At 33.4% G+C, this 17,877-nt stretch carries 23 protein-coding genes and 1 tRNA gene; 14 read left to right on the top strand and 10 right to left on the bottom strand.

The window, feature by feature from the left end:
* Positions 1-11 precede the first annotated feature (11 nt).
* Entirely contained in the window at positions 12-767 is a 756-nt protein-coding gene (locus tag DNG35_RS05955) for a lipopolysaccharide kinase InaA family protein (RefSeq protein ID WP_111126899.1), read from the top strand.
* Between the two features lie 2 nt (positions 768-769).
* On the opposite strand, the gene DNG35_RS05950 is transcribed toward DNG35_RS05955, so the two are convergent.
* Positions 770-1,531, bottom strand: coding sequence for a glycosyltransferase family 2 protein (locus tag DNG35_RS05950; protein WP_111126897.1), 762 nt, complete (start codon positions 1,529-1,531; stop codon positions 770-772).
* Positions 1,532-1,611: 80 nt separating this feature from the next.
* Between DNG35_RS05950 and DNG35_RS05945 the strand changes: the two genes are divergently transcribed.
* Both DNG35_RS05945 and DNG35_RS05940 read left to right on the top strand, forming a co-directional pair.
* Positions 1,612-2,439: a glycosyltransferase family 2 protein gene (locus DNG35_RS05945; protein ID WP_111126895.1), complete on the top strand. Its 828-nt coding sequence runs from the start codon at positions 1,612-1,614 to the stop codon at positions 2,437-2,439.
* Positions 2,436-3,254 (top strand): glycosyltransferase family 2 protein, encoded by an 819-nt coding sequence (locus DNG35_RS05940; protein ID WP_111126893.1) that lies wholly within the window; start codon positions 2,436-2,438, stop codon positions 3,252-3,254. The genes DNG35_RS05945 and DNG35_RS05940 overlap by 4 nt, the downstream gene beginning before the upstream one ends.
* Here DNG35_RS05940 and DNG35_RS05935 read toward each other — a convergent pair.
* Positions 3,239-4,291, bottom strand: a complete 1,053-nt coding sequence (locus DNG35_RS05935; protein WP_111126891.1) for a glycosyltransferase family 9 protein — start codon at positions 4,289-4,291, stop codon at positions 3,239-3,241. The two genes, DNG35_RS05940 and DNG35_RS05935, sit on opposite strands and share 16 nt — an antisense overlap.
* The gene (locus DNG35_RS05930; RefSeq protein ID WP_111126889.1) at positions 4,292-5,107 is read right to left on the bottom strand and encodes a 2,3,4,5-tetrahydropyridine-2,6-dicarboxylate N-succinyltransferase; all 816 of its coding nucleotides are present in this window, start codon (positions 5,105-5,107) and stop codon (positions 4,292-4,294) included.
* 86 nt (positions 5,108-5,193) lie between these two features.
* Here DNG35_RS05930 and ruvX point away from each other — a divergent pair, with 86 nt between their 5' ends.
* The 4 genes from ruvX to priA all read left to right on the top strand — a co-directional run bounded on the left by ruvX (position 5,194) and on the right by priA (position 9,243).
* Complete coding sequence (ruvX, locus tag DNG35_RS05925; protein WP_111127074.1) at positions 5,194-5,604, top strand: Holliday junction resolvase RuvX; 411 nt, start codon at positions 5,194-5,196, stop codon at positions 5,602-5,604.
* A gap of 44 nt (positions 5,605-5,648) precedes the next feature.
* Complete coding sequence (gene def, locus DNG35_RS05920) at positions 5,649-6,239, top strand: peptide deformylase (RefSeq protein WP_111126887.1); 591 nt, start codon at positions 5,649-5,651, stop codon at positions 6,237-6,239.
* Between the two features lie 58 nt (positions 6,240-6,297).
* Positions 6,298-6,723, top strand: a complete 426-nt coding sequence (locus DNG35_RS05915; RefSeq protein ID WP_111126885.1) for a DUF5606 domain-containing protein — start codon at positions 6,298-6,300, stop codon at positions 6,721-6,723.
* 78 nt (positions 6,724-6,801) lie between these two features.
* Positions 6,802-9,243: a primosomal protein N' gene (priA, locus tag DNG35_RS05910; RefSeq protein WP_111126884.1), complete on the top strand. Its 2,442-nt coding sequence runs from the start codon at positions 6,802-6,804 to the stop codon at positions 9,241-9,243.
* Here priA and DNG35_RS05905 read toward each other — a convergent pair.
* The 4 genes from DNG35_RS05905 to DNG35_RS05890 all read right to left on the bottom strand — a co-directional run bounded on the left by DNG35_RS05905 (position 9,240) and on the right by DNG35_RS05890 (position 11,604).
* Complete coding sequence (locus DNG35_RS05905; protein ID WP_233494462.1) at positions 9,240-9,953, bottom strand: LytTR family DNA-binding domain-containing protein; 714 nt, start codon at positions 9,951-9,953, stop codon at positions 9,240-9,242. The genes priA and DNG35_RS05905 overlap by 4 nt on opposite strands.
* A gap of 69 nt (positions 9,954-10,022) precedes the next feature.
* On the bottom strand, positions 10,023-10,841 hold the full coding sequence (locus DNG35_RS05900; protein ID WP_111126882.1) for a mechanosensitive ion channel domain-containing protein: 819 nt from the start codon (positions 10,839-10,841) through the stop codon (positions 10,023-10,025).
* Positions 10,834-11,028, bottom strand: a complete 195-nt coding sequence (locus DNG35_RS05895) for a hypothetical protein (RefSeq protein WP_111126880.1) — start codon at positions 11,026-11,028, stop codon at positions 10,834-10,836. Before DNG35_RS05895 ends, DNG35_RS05900 begins: the two co-directional genes overlap by 8 nt.
* Positions 11,029-11,604 (bottom strand): RNA polymerase sigma factor, encoded by a 576-nt coding sequence (locus DNG35_RS05890; RefSeq protein WP_111126878.1) that lies wholly within the window; start codon positions 11,602-11,604, stop codon positions 11,029-11,031.
* Positions 11,605-11,730: 126 nt separating this feature from the next.
* Here DNG35_RS05890 and rpsF point away from each other — a divergent pair, with 126 nt between their 5' ends.
* From rpsF to DNG35_RS05870, 4 genes are all read left to right on the top strand, one after another.
* A complete protein-coding gene (rpsF, locus tag DNG35_RS05885) occupies positions 11,731-12,069 on the top strand; it encodes a 30S ribosomal protein S6 (RefSeq protein ID WP_111126876.1) in 339 nt (112 codons plus the stop codon).
* Positions 12,070-12,072: 3 nt separating this feature from the next.
* Entirely contained in the window at positions 12,073-12,372 is a 300-nt protein-coding gene (gene rpsR, locus DNG35_RS05880; protein ID WP_111126874.1) for a 30S ribosomal protein S18, read from the top strand.
* Positions 12,373-12,384: 12 nt separating this feature from the next.
* Positions 12,385-12,834, top strand: a complete 450-nt coding sequence (gene rplI / locus DNG35_RS05875; protein WP_111126872.1) for a 50S ribosomal protein L9 — start codon at positions 12,385-12,387, stop codon at positions 12,832-12,834.
* 78 nt (positions 12,835-12,912) lie between these two features.
* A complete protein-coding gene (locus DNG35_RS05870; RefSeq protein WP_111126870.1) occupies positions 12,913-13,383 on the top strand; it encodes a DUF6495 family protein in 471 nt (156 codons plus the stop codon).
* Positions 13,384-13,386: 3 nt separating this feature from the next.
* Here the strand turns inward: DNG35_RS05870 and DNG35_RS05865 are convergent, their stop codons facing one another.
* Positions 13,387-14,628, bottom strand: a complete 1,242-nt coding sequence (locus tag DNG35_RS05865) for an ABC transporter permease (protein ID WP_111126868.1) — start codon at positions 14,626-14,628, stop codon at positions 13,387-13,389.
* Between the two features lie 97 nt (positions 14,629-14,725).
* Between DNG35_RS05865 and hisS the strand changes: the two genes are divergently transcribed.
* Positions 14,726-16,105 carry a histidine--tRNA ligase gene (gene hisS / locus DNG35_RS05860; RefSeq protein ID WP_111126866.1) on the top strand — a complete coding sequence of 460 codons (1,380 nt, stop codon included), beginning with the start codon at positions 14,726-14,728 and terminating at the stop codon, positions 16,103-16,105.
* Positions 16,098-16,658 (top strand): hypothetical protein, encoded by a 561-nt coding sequence (locus DNG35_RS05855; RefSeq protein ID WP_111126864.1) that lies wholly within the window; start codon positions 16,098-16,100, stop codon positions 16,656-16,658. Before hisS ends, DNG35_RS05855 begins: the two co-directional genes overlap by 8 nt.
* Positions 16,659-16,712: 54 nt before the next feature.
* Here DNG35_RS05855 and DNG35_RS05850 read toward each other — a convergent pair whose 3' ends face one another.
* Together DNG35_RS05850 and DNG35_RS05845 are read right to left on the bottom strand one after the other, a co-directional pair.
* A complete protein-coding gene (locus DNG35_RS05850; RefSeq protein ID WP_111126862.1) occupies positions 16,713-17,171 on the bottom strand; it encodes a hypothetical protein in 459 nt (152 codons plus the stop codon).
* Between the two features lie 76 nt (positions 17,172-17,247).
* Positions 17,248-17,321, bottom strand: a tRNA-Met gene (locus DNG35_RS05845).
* Positions 17,322-17,449: 128 nt separating this feature from the next.
* Here DNG35_RS05845 and DNG35_RS05840 point away from each other — a divergent pair.
* Positions 17,450-17,836, top strand: coding sequence for an START-like domain-containing protein (locus DNG35_RS05840; protein WP_111126860.1), 387 nt, complete (start codon positions 17,450-17,452; stop codon positions 17,834-17,836).
* Positions 17,837-17,877 lie beyond the last annotated feature (41 nt).

The following is a 17,877-nucleotide window of genomic DNA, read 5'->3' as shown; positions in this document are numbered from 1 at the left end:
ACTTTTGCAGTATGAAGATGATTTTTTCAGAAAAATACCTCGATTTACAACCCAAGATAGAGCTTTTCATTCGAAACTTCGATGTGGAAGGGAAAACTATTTATGGAGGAAAAAGAAATGAGATAAAAATTTTTTCTATCGACGATTTTTTTGTGAACATAAAAGCTTTTAAAAAGCCTAATATTCCGAATAAAGTTATTTATAAATTCATTAGAAAATCCAAGGCACAGCGCTCTTTTGAATATGCCCAAGAATTACTGAAATCTGAAATTTTAACCCCAGAACCTATTGCTTATTTCGAGGAAGATAAATATCTTTTTGGCAAGAGTTTTTATGTCTGTAAGCATTTAGAATACGATTTACTTTTTAAAGATTTAAACGAAAATCTTGATTACCCAGATATAGAAAGTATTGTAAAGCAATTTACTGTCTTTACACATCAATTACATCAAAACGATATTGAGTTTATCGATCATACACCAAGCAACACTCTTATTAAAAAAGAGAACGGAATATATAAGTTTTATCTTGTAGACTTAAATCGGATGAATTTCAAAAGGCTCACTTTTGAAGATAGAATCAAGAATTTTGCTAAAATAACCACGCATCAAAAAATTCACCGCATCATCAGTCAACAATATGCAGAATTGATAAACGAAGACCCAGAAATGATTTATGAAAAACTGTTGTTTTATGTAAATAAATTTCAAGAAGCTTTTCATCGAAAGAAAAGAATCAAAAAGAAAATAAAGTTTTGGAAATCCTAAACTTATTTGTTTTTCCTTTCTATTTCTAAAAGCTTGATGTATTTTAGAAAAGTATAATGTGCTTTAATACTGCAAATCACCAAGCCATTTACGCCATCTAAAAAACCAAGCCTCAAAATATAGGATTTCACAAAAGCCCAAAACGGATTGAAAACAATATTAAATAAAGTAGCTCTTCTGCCTAAATCATAATAGGCTTTTGCAGAGATAGAAGAGAAGGTTTCCATCTTTAGGTTATACTCAGAATAGGTTTGATAATTCCAATGGAGGATATCACCTTTCAAGTGACCAATTTTACTTTCTTTGTTATGTAGTTTTATTTGATCGTGTGGGTTAATTCCTTTCCAGTTTGCTTTTCTACGGTCGAAGACGCGTAGTTTTTTCTCAGGATACCAGTCTGAGTATTTTATCCACTGACCACAGAAATTATTATAACGATTACAATAATAACCATCTAATTGCCAGTTGTTTTTTAACTCAATGATGCTTTTTTGTAACTCTTCTGATAAAGATTCGTCACCATCTAAAGAAACAATGTAATTATGACTTGCTTGTTCTAGCGCAAAGTTTTTTTGCTCAATATAACCTAAGAATTGCTGCTCGATAATTTTTGCTCCGTATTTTTGGCATATTTCTTTGGTCTTATCGGTCGAAAAAGAATCAACTACAACAATCTCATCGACCACATTTTGTAGCGATTGCATGCATTTTTCGATAGCACGCTCTTCGTTGTAAGTGATAATTACCCCCGAAAGTTTTATCATATTATCAGATTTCGAAACAAAAAATATTACATTTGTATGGTAGCAAAGCTAAATAAATATTGTTTTGATTAATAATCTTTATGAATAAAATTGCAATTTCGGTAATTATTAGTACGTATAACTCAGAATCCTGGCTCGAAAAAGTCTTGTGGGGTTATAACAACCAATTGTTTACCAATTTTGAAGTTGTAATTGCAGATGACGGCTCAAAACAACCCACTTTCGACTTGATCGAAGAAATGCAAACGAAAGTCAATTACCCAATTACCCACGTTTGGCAAGAAGATAATGGCTTTCAGAAATCCCAAATTCTCAACAAGGCTATTTTAAAGTGTCAAGCAGAATATATTGTAATGAGTGATGGCGACTGCATTCCTCGTAAAGATTTCTTAAAAATTCATGCCAAGTACAGAAAAGAAGGTTATTTTTTGTCTGGGGGCTATTTTATGCTACCGATGAATATTTCTGAAGCGATTACCAAAAAAGATATCGATTCGCAAGATTGCTTTAAAGTAAATTGGCTCAAGAGAAAAGGACTAACACCTTCATTTAAGAACAACAAATTAACGGCTAGAGGTTTTGTGAGTGAATTTTTAAACCTAATCACACCAACCAATGCTAGTTGGAATGGGCATAACGCTAGTGGTTGGAAAAAAGATATACTTGCCGTAAACGGATTTGACGAACGCATGCAATATGGAGGTCAAGATCGAGAATTAGGTGAGCGCCTGATGAATTACGGCATAAAATCAAAACAGATTAGATATAGCGCTATTTGTGTACATTTAGATCATCCTAGAAGTTATAAAAATCAAGAGTCTATTGAAAAAAATAGAGCGATTAGAGATACCACAAAGTTAGAAAATAAAACTTGGACAGACTACGGAATAAAAAAAACTAGTGCATGAAATTAAAAGAATTACCCGTTTCTTTATTTCATACACTAAAATTGAAATGCTTATCTGTAAAAGAGCTTAAAAATTCAGATGAACAGCGCTTACCGATAGTAGTTTCTTTAACTGCAATTCCTTCGAGGTTTAGCACCTTACATATAGTAATAAAAAGTGTTTTAGCGCAAAATTACCCGCCAAAGAAAATAGTATTATGGCTGCATGAGAGTGTCAAAAAAAACATCCCGAAAAGTTTAGCCAAGTTAGAAGGTGAAATATTCGAAATCAGATACACTTCATTAGACTGTCCGCACAACAAACTAATTCATACTTTAAAATTATACCCCAATTTCCCTGTGGTTACTTGTGATGATGATTTGATCTATCGGCAAAATTGGCTACAAGATTTATATGATACATATCTTAAATATCCGGATAAAATTGTGGCTCATCGTTTGAGATGTATCAAAACCGATGAAAAAGGAAAAGCAAAACCCTACAAGTCTTGGAATTTAAACGATGATTGTTCCTCAGAAAGATTTTTGCCTATTGGTGCAGAAGGAGTTTTATATCCCCCTAATGTTTTTTCTAATATTGTTCACGACGAAAACCTTTTTTTAAAGTTAGCGCCAAAAGCGGACGATTTATGGTTTAAAGCAGTAGCTTTCGCTGAAGGAAAAAAAGCGATGAAAGCTTTAAAAAGTCCTAAACAAGCCATACCAATTTTGGGAACTCAAAGAGTTTCTCTGAAAAAAGAAAATGTTGGAGAGGATAAAAACCGAGTTCAATGGGATGCCTTGGCAGAATATTTTCAGATTCAGTTTAAAAACTGAACCAGTTTTTCTTTAAATAAATTTGGGGTAAAATCACCATAATGCTTTTCTACTTCAGCTTTCAATTCTTTTTTATCAAATGGATTGAATCGTTCAGGGCAGTATAAGTTTAGGTGCGCATATTGATGAAAATCATTATTTTGATGCATCCAAGAAGTTGGTCTTATCCACGGCGAAAAAATAGCAAAGGTTTTTATACCAAGTGCTTTTCCCATATTTATAGCTCCACCTTCGTTACCAAAAACAGCTTGGCAAAATGAAGTGAGTACAATAAATTCGCGTAAGCTTGGCGCATAAAAATCTAAGATTTGTTTTTTTGTATTTGCGGTGCAATAAGATTTCAATTCTTCAATTTCCTCTATCTGATTGGGAATATAATTTAAAAAAAACTTTTTATCAGGATGATTTACAACAACAGCATCTAGAATTTCTGCCATATACTTGAGCGGGTAAGTTTTATCTTTTCCACTTCCTAAGCAGTTTACCATGAGGTAATCTCCTTTTAAGATATTGATACCTTGATGGCTTAGTTTTTCTATCAATTTTTCTTTTTCACTTTCGTGAATATATATTTTCGGACTTACAGCATAATCAATGTCTAAACCCGAGTGCTGCAAAAATTCTAACCGATTGTAAAAAGCCATGGGTAAACCATAAGTATTGGTTTTGGAAGTTTTTACGGTATGGCTATAAAATAATTTCGTATAACTTTTATGAAGTCCAATTCTGGTTTTGGCACCAGAAAAATAAGTCAAAAACCCACTAAACAACTTAGAGTAGACATCTATAACAATATCATATTTTTCTTGGCGAACCTGTTTTAATAGCTGAAAAGACAGTTTTTTACTTTTCTCCATTTCAGGAGTCACCATTATAAGTTGATCTATAAATGGGTTGTTTTCTAAAACAGGAATAGTGTTTTTATTGACTAAATAATGTAATTCAGCAGAAGGAAAATTGCTTCTTAATACTTCAAAGAGGAGTGATGTCGTTAGTACATCACCTATCATTTTCTGCTGAATTACTAATATTTTCATTTATACCGCTACGTTATATTCGCGTAAAGCGTCGTTAAGCGAAGTCTTTTTGTTGGTACTTTCTTTACGTTTACCAATAATCAAAGCACATGGTACTTGGTATTCGCCTGCAGCGAACTTTTTGGTATAACTTCCCGGAATCACTACTGAACGCGCCGGAACATAACCTTTCATTTCTTTGGGTTCGTCGCCCGTTACATCAATAATTTTGGTAGAAGCAGTAAGCACTACATTTGCCCCCAACACAGCTTCTTTCTCTACTTTTACACCTTCAACCACAATACAACGTGAACCAATAAATGCATTATCTTCAATAATTACCGGAGCAGCTTGCAGAGGTTCTAAGACACCACCAATACCAACGCCGCCAGAAAGATGCACGTTTTTACCAATCTGAGCACAACTACCAACAGTTGCCCATGTGTCCACCATCGTTCCTTCATCTACATAAGCGCCAATGTTTACATAACTTGGCATCATAATCACACCTTTAGAAATATAAGCTCCGTGTCTTGCAACAGCGTGCGGTACTACACGAATTCCTTTTTCTTCATAACCTCTTTTAAGTGGAATTTTATCGTGGTACTCAAAAATACCAACTTCTAAAGTTTCCATTTTTTGGATAGGAAAGTAAAGCACCACCGCTTTTTTTACCCATTCGTTCACTTGCCAACCTTCATTAGTAGGTTCTGCACAACGCAATTCGCCTATATCTATTTTGTTGATGACTTCTCTAATCGCATGCTGAGTTTCTGGATTTTGCAATAAATCTCTATTTTCCCAAGCCTGCTCAATTATTGTTTGTATATTATTCATTTGGGTTTTGTTTTTCGCAAATATAAGGTTTAATGCGTATTTTAGAACTTTTAGAAAGAAGTATTACTTTTGTAAAAAGTTTTTTGATGGCAAGAATTATCGCTTTAGATTATGGTACCAAACGTACAGGAATTGCAATAACCGATGAATTACAACTCATTGCTTCGGGCTTGACAACTGTAGAAACGCCAAATCTCATTTCTTTTTTAAAAGATTATTTTCAGAAAGAAAACGTAGAATTGGTTTTGGTAGGAGAACCCAAACAAAAAGATGGTTCACCTTCACCATCAGAAGTTTATATACAAGAATTTTTAGTGAGCTTTCGCGAAAATTTTCCAGTTATGAAAGTAGAACGAGTAGACGAACGTTTTACGTCTAAAATGGCTTTCCAAAGCATGATTGACGGTGGATTAAAAAAGAAAAAAAGACGAGACAAAGCCTTGATAGATGAAATATCGGCTACAATTATACTTCAAAATTACTTGTATAGTCGATAAGATAAATACGATTGCTTACCTTTGCGCGAGTTAAAATAAAACCTATGATTTTACCAATTGTTGCTTACGGAGATCCGGTATTGAAGAAAAAAGCAAAACCAATTACCAAAGATTATCCAAAGTTAGAAGAGTTATTAGAAAACATGTGGGAAACCATGTACAATGCCACTGGCGTTGGTTTGGCAGCTCCGCAAGTAGGTTTACCTATTCGTTTATTTGTGGTTGATGCTTCGCCCTTTGCCGAAGATGACGATTTAAGCGAAGAAGAAATCAACAGTCTTAAAGACTCTAAATTGGTTTTTATCAATGCTCAGATTGTTGAAGAATTTGGTGACGAATGGGCGTTTAATGAAGGTTGTTTGAGCATTCCGGAAATTCGTGAAGATGTGTTTCGAAAACCTAAAATCACTATAGAATACGAAGACGAAAACTTTAAAAAACAAGTCAAGTCTTTCGACGGAATTTTAGCGCGTGTGATTCAACATGAATACGATCATATCGAAGGAGTTTTGTTTACCGATAAGCTTTCTTCCCTCAAAAAAAGATTGATAAAAGGAAAACTGGAAAACATTTCAAAAGGGAAAATACGTATCGATTACCGTATGCGTTTTCCTAAAGCTAAAAAAGCAAGATAATTTTTGCAAAATTCAATAAAGATTAGATATTTGCTATCCTTAAAATTAAACCCTAACTATGAGTTTCGATAAAATATTATCTATTTCAGGAAAACCAGGACTTTATGAAATTAAAGCCCAAACCAAAGGCGGTTTTATTGCCCAAAAGATTGATGACAAGAAAAAACTAAATGTCAATTTAAGACATAACGTAAGTATGCTTAGCGAAATCGCGATGTACACCTACACAGAAGAAGTTCCGTTAAGAGAGGTTTTTCAGAAAATTGCCGATAAAGAAAACGGAGGAGAAACCATAAGCCACAAAGAGTCTAAAGCAAAATTAGAAAGTTATTTTCAGGAAGTTTTACCAGAATATGATGAAGACAGAGTTTATGCCAGTGACATCAAAAAAGTAGTGCAATGGTATAATATGTTGGTAAAATCTGGAATTAACAATTTTGCCGAAGAAGAAAAAACGGAAGATACTTTTGGAGAAGAAGAGTAAAAATATATTTCTTTTTAAATTGAAGTCCGAATTTTATTTCGGACTTTTTTATTTTTATAAATTCATTTCAAAACGCCTATGAATTTAATTGATGTTATTTTGCCATTACCGCTCGATGCGAGGTTTACTTATGCGGTGAGCGAAAGTGATTTTCGTCAGATAAATATAGGAAGTAGAGTAGCGGTGCCTTTCGGGAAAACCAAGGTTTACACTGGGATTGTTGCAGAAATACACGATAGATTTCCAGAAAAATACGAGTTAAAAGAAATAGAGCAGATCATTGATGAGCATCCGTTAATTACACCAAACCAGTTTCAACTCATCAAATGGATTTCTGATTATTATCTCTGTAGCGAAGGCGAAGTACTGAAAGCCGTTTTACCCAATGCTTTTTTGTTGGAAAGCGAAACAATTGTCGAGCGTAATCAAGATTTCACTTTAAGTGAAAATGAACTTACCGATGAAGAATACCTTGTTTTTGAAGCTTTGCAAAACCAATCGGTCATAAAAATTAAGGAAATTGGTAAGCTTCTGGAAAAGAAAAATGTGTTGCAACTCCTAAAGAAAATGGTCGATAAAAATGCCGTTTTGCTGCATCAGGAAATCTACAAAAAATACCAACCTAAATTGGTAAAATATTTAAAGTTAGGAGAAGATGTAGGGCAAAATTTACAGCTAATTATAGAAGACTTAAATAATGCGCCCAAACAAAAGGAAGCCTTGCTAAAATTTTATTCGCTAAAAGCGAAATCACCAAAACCAATCTCCAAAAAGAAGTTTAAAAAAGAAGAAGAGGTTTCAGATGCAGTTTTAAGAGCATTGATCGATAAGCAAATATTTAAGGAATATCATTTACAAGCCGACAGAACAAAAACAGATACAGAAAGTTACAAATCAGAAATCAGCTATTCTGAAGAACAAATACAAGTGCTCAATGAAATAAAAAATGCTTTTTCTAAAGGAGAGGTTGGCTTGTTACATGGGGTAACTTCTTCGGGTAAAACCGAAATTTATATAGAACTCATCAAACAGCAACTGGCAAAAGGAAAACAAGTCTTGTATATGCTACCAGAAATAGCGCTCACTACCCAATTGGTGAGTCGTATGCAAGCTTATTTTGGTAACGAGGTTTTGGTTTATCACAGTAAATATACTTCTAACGAAAGGGTAGAAGTATATAAACATGTTTTAAATAATACTGGTGGAAAAATTGTAATTGGCGTTCGCTCGTCTGTATTTCTTCCATTTCAAAATTTGGGGTTGGTCATTGTAGATGAATCGCACGAAAATACGTATAAACAATACCAACCTTCGCCAAGATATCACGCACGTGATGTTGCTATTGTTTTAGCGAAAATTGCTAAAGCAAATATTCTCTTAGGTACGGCAACACCAAGCATAGAGAGTTATTATAACGCTTTGCACGCTAAGTTCACTTTAGTGGAATTAAAAAATCGATTTAAAAACATTTTACCCCCAGAAATTCAATTGGTCGATTTGAAAGAAGCGCACAAAAAAAAGAAAATGAAAGGGCATTTTTCTGAAACGCTTTTTTTGGCAATTGAAGCGACTTTGGAGAAAGGAAAACAAGTGATTTTATTTCAGAATAGAAGAGGGTTTTCGCCTATTTTAGAATGTAACACTTGTGGTCATTCGGTACAATGTCCCAATTGTGATGTGAGCTTGACTTATCATCAGCAAAACAACACCTTGCGTTGTCACTATTGTGGTTATCAAATGGCTATGCAAAGTCATTGTTTGGTTTGCAAAAGCCCAGAATTATCTACCAAAGGTTTGGGAACAGAGCAAGTAGAAACCGAGTTGAAAGTGCTTTTTCCGAAACATCAAATTGGGCGAATGGATTTAGATACCACGCGAGGAAAATATGGTTATGAAAAAATCATCAACAGGTTTCAGCAACAAGAGATAGATATTTTGGTGGGTACCCAAATTGTGACTAAAGGGCTCGATTTTAGAAATGTAGATTTAGTAGGTGTGATGAATGCCGACAATTTGTTGAACTTCCCTGATTTTCGTTCCCACGAAAGATGTTTTCAGCTGTTGGTTCAGGTTGCGGGTAGAGCAGGAAGAACCCAAGAAAGAGGTAAGGTTTTGATACAGACGTATAATCCTAATCACCAGATTTTACAGCAAGTCACTACCAATGATTATGCAACGATGTACAAAGAACAAATTGATGATCGCTACAACTTTAAATATCCGCCTGTATATAGAATGGTTAAAATCATCTTTAAAGGAAGAGATTATAACCGGCTGAATGAAGCTGCAGATTGGTTTGCGAAAGGTTTAATGATGCAGTTTAAAGAAAATGTTCTGGGGCCAGAATTTCCTGCAATAGCTCGGATTAATAACGATTTTATCAAAAATATTATTCTGAAAATCCCACCAAAGCAATCTTTAGACAAAACCAAGCAGTATTTATTAAAAATAAAAAAGAGTTACGAGGCTGTAGCTGCTTTTAGGGGTATTCGTCTAATTTTTGATGTCGACCCTTATTAGAGGTTTTCTAATAAATCCTTGAGTTTGTCTTTTTTGTTTCTGCTCAAAGGAAATTCCTGTTCTCCTACCCAAACACTTTTAGAACTAAAGTTTTTCACACGGTTAAGGTTAACTATAAAAGATTTATGAATTCTGAAAAAGTTGTCTTTTGCCAATTCTTTTTCATAATTTTTCATGGTAGATAAAACAGTGTAACTTCCATTATCGGTACGTACTTTTACGTAATCTCCAAAAGCCTCGATATATTTTATGGAGTTGAGATAAACTTTGTGATTTTTAAAATTACTTTTCACAAAAATATATTTACTTTCTTCTTGAGCTGTTTGTGCATAGTTGTGTTTAAGCTTATGCATTTCTAAGGCCTTCTCCACTGCTTTGTCAAACCTGTTTTTTTGAATAGGTTTCTGAAGAAAATCGATGGCTTTATACTCAAAAGCTTGCAAGGCATATTTTTGCTTTCCAGTAATAAAGATAACAATAGGTGGTTTTTCTAAACTATCTAGCATATCAAAACCTGAGAATAATGGCATCTCAACATCTAAAAAAACTAAATCTATTTGGTTTTTGACTATGCTTTCTTTTGCTTTTACAGCGTTGTTGTAATCCGCATAAAAATCTATATGTGGATTGTTCTTAGCCATTTTAGAAATGGTGAGACGCTGTATAGTGGAATCGTCAATTACAATTGTTTTTAACTTTAAAGAACTCAAGGGCTACTTTTTTAAGTTTTGATGATTATGCTTTATAATTTTAGAAACAAATTTCTATAATTTGTCACATTACTTAGGCAAAATTTCTACATTTTTTTCACCTAAATTTGCTACGGGAATGATAACTGTTTTATTATCAACAGTTTTCACCTTAAGAGAGATGTTTTCTATAGCTAAAACCATTCCTTCAATTTCATCAATTTTTATAAAATCACCAACAGCAATATTTTTTCGGCTATAAAAACCTATCAAAAGTTTATATACTACCTCTTTTGAGCCAAGACCAAAAGCTATCGCAAAAGCTACTAAAAAAGCTCCAATAATCAAAAATAAATTGTTGGTAATTAATTCTGTTTCGACACCGGCGTGATTTAAAGCAGTAATAGAAACCATTATGGCTAAGAAATAAAATACCAACAGACTTATAGTTTTAGAGCCATTTATATCAAAAGACTTCAGGATATTTCTTACCGAAACCTTGATAAAGTTTGCAAAATAAATACCCCCTATAAAAATCAATAAGGCTGTAAAAAATTGTGGTAAATAGGAGATGAGGTTTGAAGTTTCATCTGAAATAGCTTTTAAACCTAAAAACTCTGCACCAATAATGATAAAAACCAAAATTAGAAACCATTTTACAAAAGCTAAGATGATTTTGTCTGGTTTGATTTTGATATTTAGTTTTTCTACTAATTCGTTGTCATTTAGTTTTTCCTCTAATCTTTTTATTTTCGTGATTTTGAGTAAGCCACGCACAATTATTAAAACTATTTTTAGTAATAACCAGGCGATGATTACGAAAAGGATAAACAAGATGATTTTAGGGGTTATTTCAGCAATTTTAGAATAGAGTTCATTTAAAACTTTAAAATCTAATTGATTATTCATTATTTTGGTTGTTTTTATTTTTGTTTTTTAAATTTAAAAGCTCTTGCAAAGAAGCAGGGTATTTTATAGCGATTAGGTCTGTAAAGTCTAACGAAAGTTTAATCAAATCGATATCATTCATCACTTTATTTTTTAAAGTGTCTGGAAGTTTTTCGTTATTGATTATATTTTTAAATGGGTTTTGCATTTATATCGTTTTATAAACTTCGATTAGTTTTTGTTTTGCTCTGTTTAGTCTCATTTTTGTAGCACTTTCACCAATATCAAAAACGTCCATAATTTCTTTTAAACTAAAATCATCTTGATACTTCATCAATAAGATAGATTTTGTTTCTGGGTCAACTTTTTTTAAAGCGAGCTCTAATTTTTCTGTTTTAAGTTTATATATTTCATCATCCGAAATTATTTCTTCTAGGCGGTTTTCATCTAATTCATAAGAATTTACAAAAATGTTTTTTTGCTTTGCCAATTCTCTATTGACGTAATTTAAGCAAAAATTATAGGTGAATGAATACAACCATGTAGAAAATTTAGATTGATGTTTAAAGGATTTAAGTTTTAAAAATAGTTTTACAAAAATGTCGTGTGTTAAATCTTGTGCCTCTTCAGTAGATTTTACAAAGCTTAAGCACTTGTGATATATTTTCTGAGCATACCGGTCATAAATTTCAGCAAATAGGCAAGTGTCTTTGGTCTGGACAATCCTATCAACCAAATCTTCGTCACTTAAAAGTGTAGAAACTTTTTCTTTCAGTTTGCTCATTTTACATTATGACACTTAAAACCTTAAAAGGTCACTTCTAAAAAAATAGATTAACAATTATACAACAATGTTTTGATTTATCGAAAAGAACACTTACTTTTGCAGCCAAATTTAAATAAATAATTTATGAATCATTATGAAACTGTTTTCATCTTAAATCCCGTTTTATCTGAAGATCAGGTAAAGGAAGCAGTAAAGAAATACGAAGATTTTCTTGTTTCTAAAGACGCTAAGATGGTTAACAAAGAGAACTGGGGACTAAAAAAATTAGCTTACCCAATTCAACACAAAAAAAGCGGATTCTATAACCTTTTTGAGTACCAAGTTGCTGGTGAGGTTATCGATGAACTAGAATTGATGTTTAGACGTGACGAGCGTATTATGCGTTATTTAACGGTAAAGTTAGATAAGTACGCTGTAGAGTGGGCAGAAAAAAGAGTAAAAAGAAACCAAGACAAATCTTAAGCTATGGCAACTTCTATAGAACAACAAGCAAAAGGAAAAAAAGACGGAGAAATCAGATATTTAACTCCGTTGAATATAGAGACAACATCAACAAAAAAATATTGCCGTTTTAAAAGATCGGGTATTAAGTATATCGATTATAAAGATCCAGATTTTTTAATGGCATTTGTAAATGAGCAAGGTAAAATTTTACCACGTCGTCTTACAGGTACTTCTTTAAAATACCAAAGAAAAGTAGCAACTGCCGTAAAAAGAGCTCGCCATTTAGCATTAATGCCTTACGTTGGTGATTTATTAAAATAAAAAACAGCAATTATGGAATTAATATTAAAGAAAGACGTAGAGAATTTAGGTTTTGCTGATGATGTAGTAACCGTAAAAAACGGTTACGGAAGAAACTATCTTATCCCACAAGGATTTGCAGAACTTGCAACCCCTTCTGCTAAAAAAATGTTGGCAGAAACCTTAAAGCAGAGAGCTTATAAAGAGCAAAAGAACATAGACGAAGCTAAGAAAAACGCTGAAAAAGCAAACGGTATCGAACTTAAACTTACCGCAAAAGCTGGTAACGACGATAAAATGTTTGGTAGTATTACCGCTGCAGATTTAAGCGATGCCTTAGCTAAAGAAGGTGTGGAAATCGATAAAAAATACATCAGTATTTTAGGTGGAAACATCAAAAGATTAGGACAATACGAAGCGAAATTACGTTTCCACAGAGAAGTTATTTCTAACTTTACTTTCGACGTAATCAAAGAAGCTTAATCGTTTCCTATGCAAATTATAAAAGCCTATTCGTTTGAGTAGGCTTTTTTCTTTTTTATCATTGAAAATGAAATTATTTTGAAATACACGAGACTTACCAAAGAACAACTTGAAGAGTTACATCCAGAATTCATCAATTTTTTGGCAACACAATCGATAACTGCCGAAGAATGGAAAGACATCAAACAAAACAAACCTGAAGTTGCCGAAGAAGAACTCGATATTTTTAGCGACTTGGTTTGGGAAGGTGTACTATCTAAAGCAGAATATCTAGAGCATTTTTCGCCCCAGCATATTTTTCTTTTTAAAATTAGCGAAGTACAAATGCAACTCATCGGTATCAAAGTAAAAAACGAAGCGATAAATATCACTACCAAAGAAGGTTATGCTTGGTTGCAAGGCAACTTGATGGATGAAAATGTAGAAATATATACTTCTACGAAAGTTATTAAAGACGATAGAAATAAAGATATTTTTGCATTGATTCAGCAAGGAGCCAACATCACCAAAGGTGAATTATTCAATTATTTCGACAATATGGTTGATTAGTTTTTATTCGTACCTCAACGATTCAATTGGGTCTTGTTTTGCAGCTTTCATTGCTGGATAACCTCCGGAAATAATGGCTATGACAAAGGAAATAAACGCGGCCCAGAACATCGCCATCCAAGGAATAGTAAAATTAAAACCAGCAGATTTAGCAACGATATAACCAATTAAAATCCCGAGAATAATTCCGATAATTCCGCCAAGTTGACCAATGATGATGGTCTCGCTAAAAAACTGAAAAGCAATGGTATTCTTTTTCGCGCCAAGCGCTTTTCTTACCCCAATTTCACGTGTTCGCTCGGTTACCGAAACCAACATGATATTCATTAAAGCAATGGATGAACCCAAAATAGTAATAATCGAAATGATCCAAGCGGCAGCATCTAAATAACCGGTAATGTTATTGATTTCGTTGAGTAAACTATCGCTACGCTCAATCCCAAAATTATTTTCCTCTTTAGGTTGTAACTTTCTAATTTTTCTAAAAGTAATAATTGCTTCGTCTTGAGCGCCTTCCATCATTTCTTTATCATCTACTTTTATACTGATGTTGTAATTGGTATTGGGTAAATTGTAGATGGTTCTTGCACGTTGCAACGGAATAAGTACACGCAAGTCCTGGTTGTTTCCAAAGGTAGAGCCTTTTCCTTCTAACACACCAATAATTTTAAAACGGTTGCCTCTTATCGAAATAGTTTTATGAATAGGATCGATATTTTTAAAAAGCTTTTCGACCAAATCGGCACCGACAATACAGCTATTGGCGTTATTTTTTATTTCAGAGGCAGTAAAATCTCGACCTTGTTCAAGTTTTAATCCGGAATTGCCTAAATAGTTTTCATTGATTCCGTAAACGGCAACTTCAGGATCTGTTTTTACTTTGTTGTAATTGATTTCTGCAGTTCCGGTTCCGGCAAAAGAAACAGAAACCCTGGTGTTGGGGTAAAGATAGTTTTTCTCAAATTCTAAGGTCTCTCGGTAATCTATAACTGGATTTACTTTAAAACCTTCATCACTACCACGAGTTCGCACGGTAAAATCATACCGCTGGATGTTGAAGGTGTTGGTTCCCATACTCGCAAAATCATTATTAATCGTGTTTTCCAACGCATTTACAGCACTTAAAATACCCACCAAAGCGGTAATGCCAATAGCAATAATCAGAACAGTTAAAATAGTTCTAAGCAGTTGTGTTCTAATACTATCAAAGGCAATTTTTATATTCTCGCGTACTAATGAAAACATGTAGAAAGTTGTAGTTTAGTTATAAGACTGTTTTATCGCCAAAAAGTTACTTAAAAAATGTATTTTGTTTAATTATCTTTGCACTTTATTTTTAATTATGGCACAAAAACCTTCTATACCCAAAGGAACCCGAGATTTTTCACCCGAAGAAGTGAATAAGCGAAATTACATTTTTGAGATCATCAAGCGTAATTTTGTAAAATACGGATTTCAACCGATTGAAACCCCAAGTTTTGAAAACTACGAAACCTTGATGGGAAAATACGGAGAAGAAGGTGACCGATTGATCTTTAAAATTCTAAATAGTGGTGATTTTTTAAGCAAGGTTAAAGATGACACTTTCGCGGAAAAAGATAGCCAAAAGATGACACCACAAATTGTAGAAAAAGCACTCCGTTATGATCTTACTGTTCCGTTTGCTCGTTATGTAGTGCAGCACCAAAACGAGATTGAATTTCCGTTTAAACGTTATCAAATACAACCTGTTTGGCGTGCCGATAGACCTCAAAAAGGTCGGTTCAGGGAGTTTTACCAATGTGATGCCGATGTGATAGGTAGCGAGAGTCTATGGCAAGAGGTTGAGCTGGTACAATTGTACGATGACGTTTTTACGGATTTAAAATTAGGAGGAACAAGCATCAAATTCAATAACCGTAAAATCTTAACCGGAATGGCCGAAGTGATTGGTGAATCCGACAAACTCATCGATTTTACGGTAGCGCTAGATAAATTGGATAAGATTGGAAAAGATGGTGTGATCAACGAAATGCTTTCAAAAGATATTTCTCAAGAGGCGATAGAAAAGATCAACCCGATTTTTGATGCGAAAGGCGATAATAAAGCCAAACTCGAAGTGTTAAACACTATTTTAAAAGAATCAACTATCGGCCAAAAAGGAATTGAAGAAGTACAGTTTATTTTAGATACACTTCAGGAAATTCCGTTGCAATCGGCTACTTTAGAACTGGATATTACCTTGGCACGTGGACTTAATTATTACACAGGTGCCATCTTTGAAGTTGCTGCTCCCGAGAACGTAAAAATGGGTTCGATTGGTGGTGGCGGAAGGTATGATGACCTTACGGGTATTTTTGGACTCAAAAATATGAGCGGTGTAGGGATTTCGTTCGGGCTGGATCGTATTTATTTGGTATTGGAAGAATTGGGTTTGTTCCCAACTTCCGCGGAAGCGAAAACTAAAATTATCTTTATCAATTTTGGAGAAAAAGAAGCTTTGTATGCTTTAAAAGCTATCACAAAACTAAGAAAGGAAAACATCAGCGCAGAACTATATCCGGACGCTGCCAAGATGAAAAAACAAATGAATTACGCCAACAAAAGAGAGATACCCTTTGTAGTCTTAGCAGGAACTTCAGAAATAGAAGCCGAACAGTTTACCTTAAAAAATATGAAAACAGGGGAACAGGAATTGGTGGATTTTGAGGGGTTGAAAAGTAGAATTTTAGATTATGTCTAAGCCAGTTTGGTTCATATTGGGAGTTATAGGTGTATGTTTTACTTTAATTATATTGCTTTTTGCTTATAAGATTGAAATTCAACACTATTTTTACGCTAAAGATTTTATATACTGGAGTGATGATGTTCGAATTGATTATGATGATTTTGAAGGAGAGGTAGACATCAATTCAAATAAAAAAATATCAAATTATCAAGCTTTATACTTAAAAGCAGTTAACATCCACGATAAAGAGGTTTATGCTGTTTTTGATAAAAGTAGATCTTGGATAAAAGACACTATTGGAATTAATTTTGAATATGAAATGAGATTACTTCAAATTCGTTTTGATCTATATGAAGTACATGCTCGGAAATATCAAAAGAAATTAGATGAAATAAAAAATATTGAACAGAAAAGTTTTTCAGATTTAGAAATAATAGGAGATAGTATTTACGAAGAATTACAGGTCATTGAAGACAAATTATATGATGATAGTTTGCCTATTTTAGAAAGAATCAATACCTGGAAACCAACAATAGATAATATACTTCGCCAAACTCCAAAGAAATAAAAAATCCTTAGTAAAAACTAAGGATTACTTTATCTACGTTATAGATCAACTTCTTTACTTTAAAATTAATTTTGCTTTAAATTCTACGCCATTATTGATGCTGAGTCCATACAGTAAATCTACAGTATATGTAAACTTGTCTTCAGTTACTTCTATTTCATCTAAAGTGTAAAACCTATCATCTATAAACTCAACACTTTGCTCTTCTGTATTTATAATATAGTCAACAGAAAAAAAGTTTTGAATTTCTGAAGTGCATATTTCAGCAGTACCATTTTGATAAAATTTAAAAGTTAAATATTGTTGGGCATTATCTATTAATTGCTCTAGTTCTTCTTCCGTTGTTGGAGGAGTTGAGTTTTGCGTGATTTCAATTATTTCAGTACTATTATATACCCAAGGACTCCCTTCAATTAACAAATCCGGAATACTTTTATCTTCCGTGTGAGAACTATCATTATCGCAAGAAGAAAGTATAGCAGATAAAATAAAAATAAAGAGTATTTTTTTCATAAAATTTGAGTGTAACGTGTTTTCTTATGTCAAAAAAAAAGAAACTCTAATAAAATTAGAGTTTCTTTTAAAAGTGTAGCGAGGACGAGAGTTGAACTCGTGACCTCCGGGTTATGAATCCGACGCTCTAACCAACTGAGCTACCTCGCCGTTTGAGGGTGCAAATATAAAACTATTTTGTATTTGAACAAATAGAAACTAAAAATAAAAAAACACCTATTTCGCTTTTTATTTTCGCAAGATTCTATATATTGTGCATCCAACTAATAATAACTTACATGAGTAAAATTAAATACGAAATGGAGTTTCCGATTCAAGCATCTCCATCACTTTTATACCAATACATTTCTACGCCTTCGGGCTTAAGCGAATGGTTTGCCGATAACGTGAATTCACGTGGTGAAATATTCACCTTTATTTGGGAAGGGAGCGAAGAGCAAGCAAAACTATTGAGTAAAAAAAGCGGCGAACGTATTAAGATGCGTTGGTTAGCAGACGAAGGAGAGTCTTATTTCTTTGAAATGCGTATACAGGTAGATGAGATTACCAAAGACGTGTCACTTATGGTAACCGATTTTGCCGAAGACGAAGAAGATATCGAAGAGGGAAAAATGCTTTGGGATAATATGATTACCGATTTAAAACATGTCTTAGGTTCGGTATAAAGCCATATATAATTAGTAAATTTGCCCGAAATTAAACTTTC

This window comes from Mesonia sp. K7 (genome assembly GCF_003233725.1).
In the GTDB taxonomy this organism is placed as follows: Bacteria; Bacteroidota; Bacteroidia; order Flavobacteriales; family Flavobacteriaceae; genus Mesonia.
The sequence above is the reverse complement of the archived record's forward strand: the minus strand, read 5'-3'. Positions and strand labels throughout refer to the sequence as shown.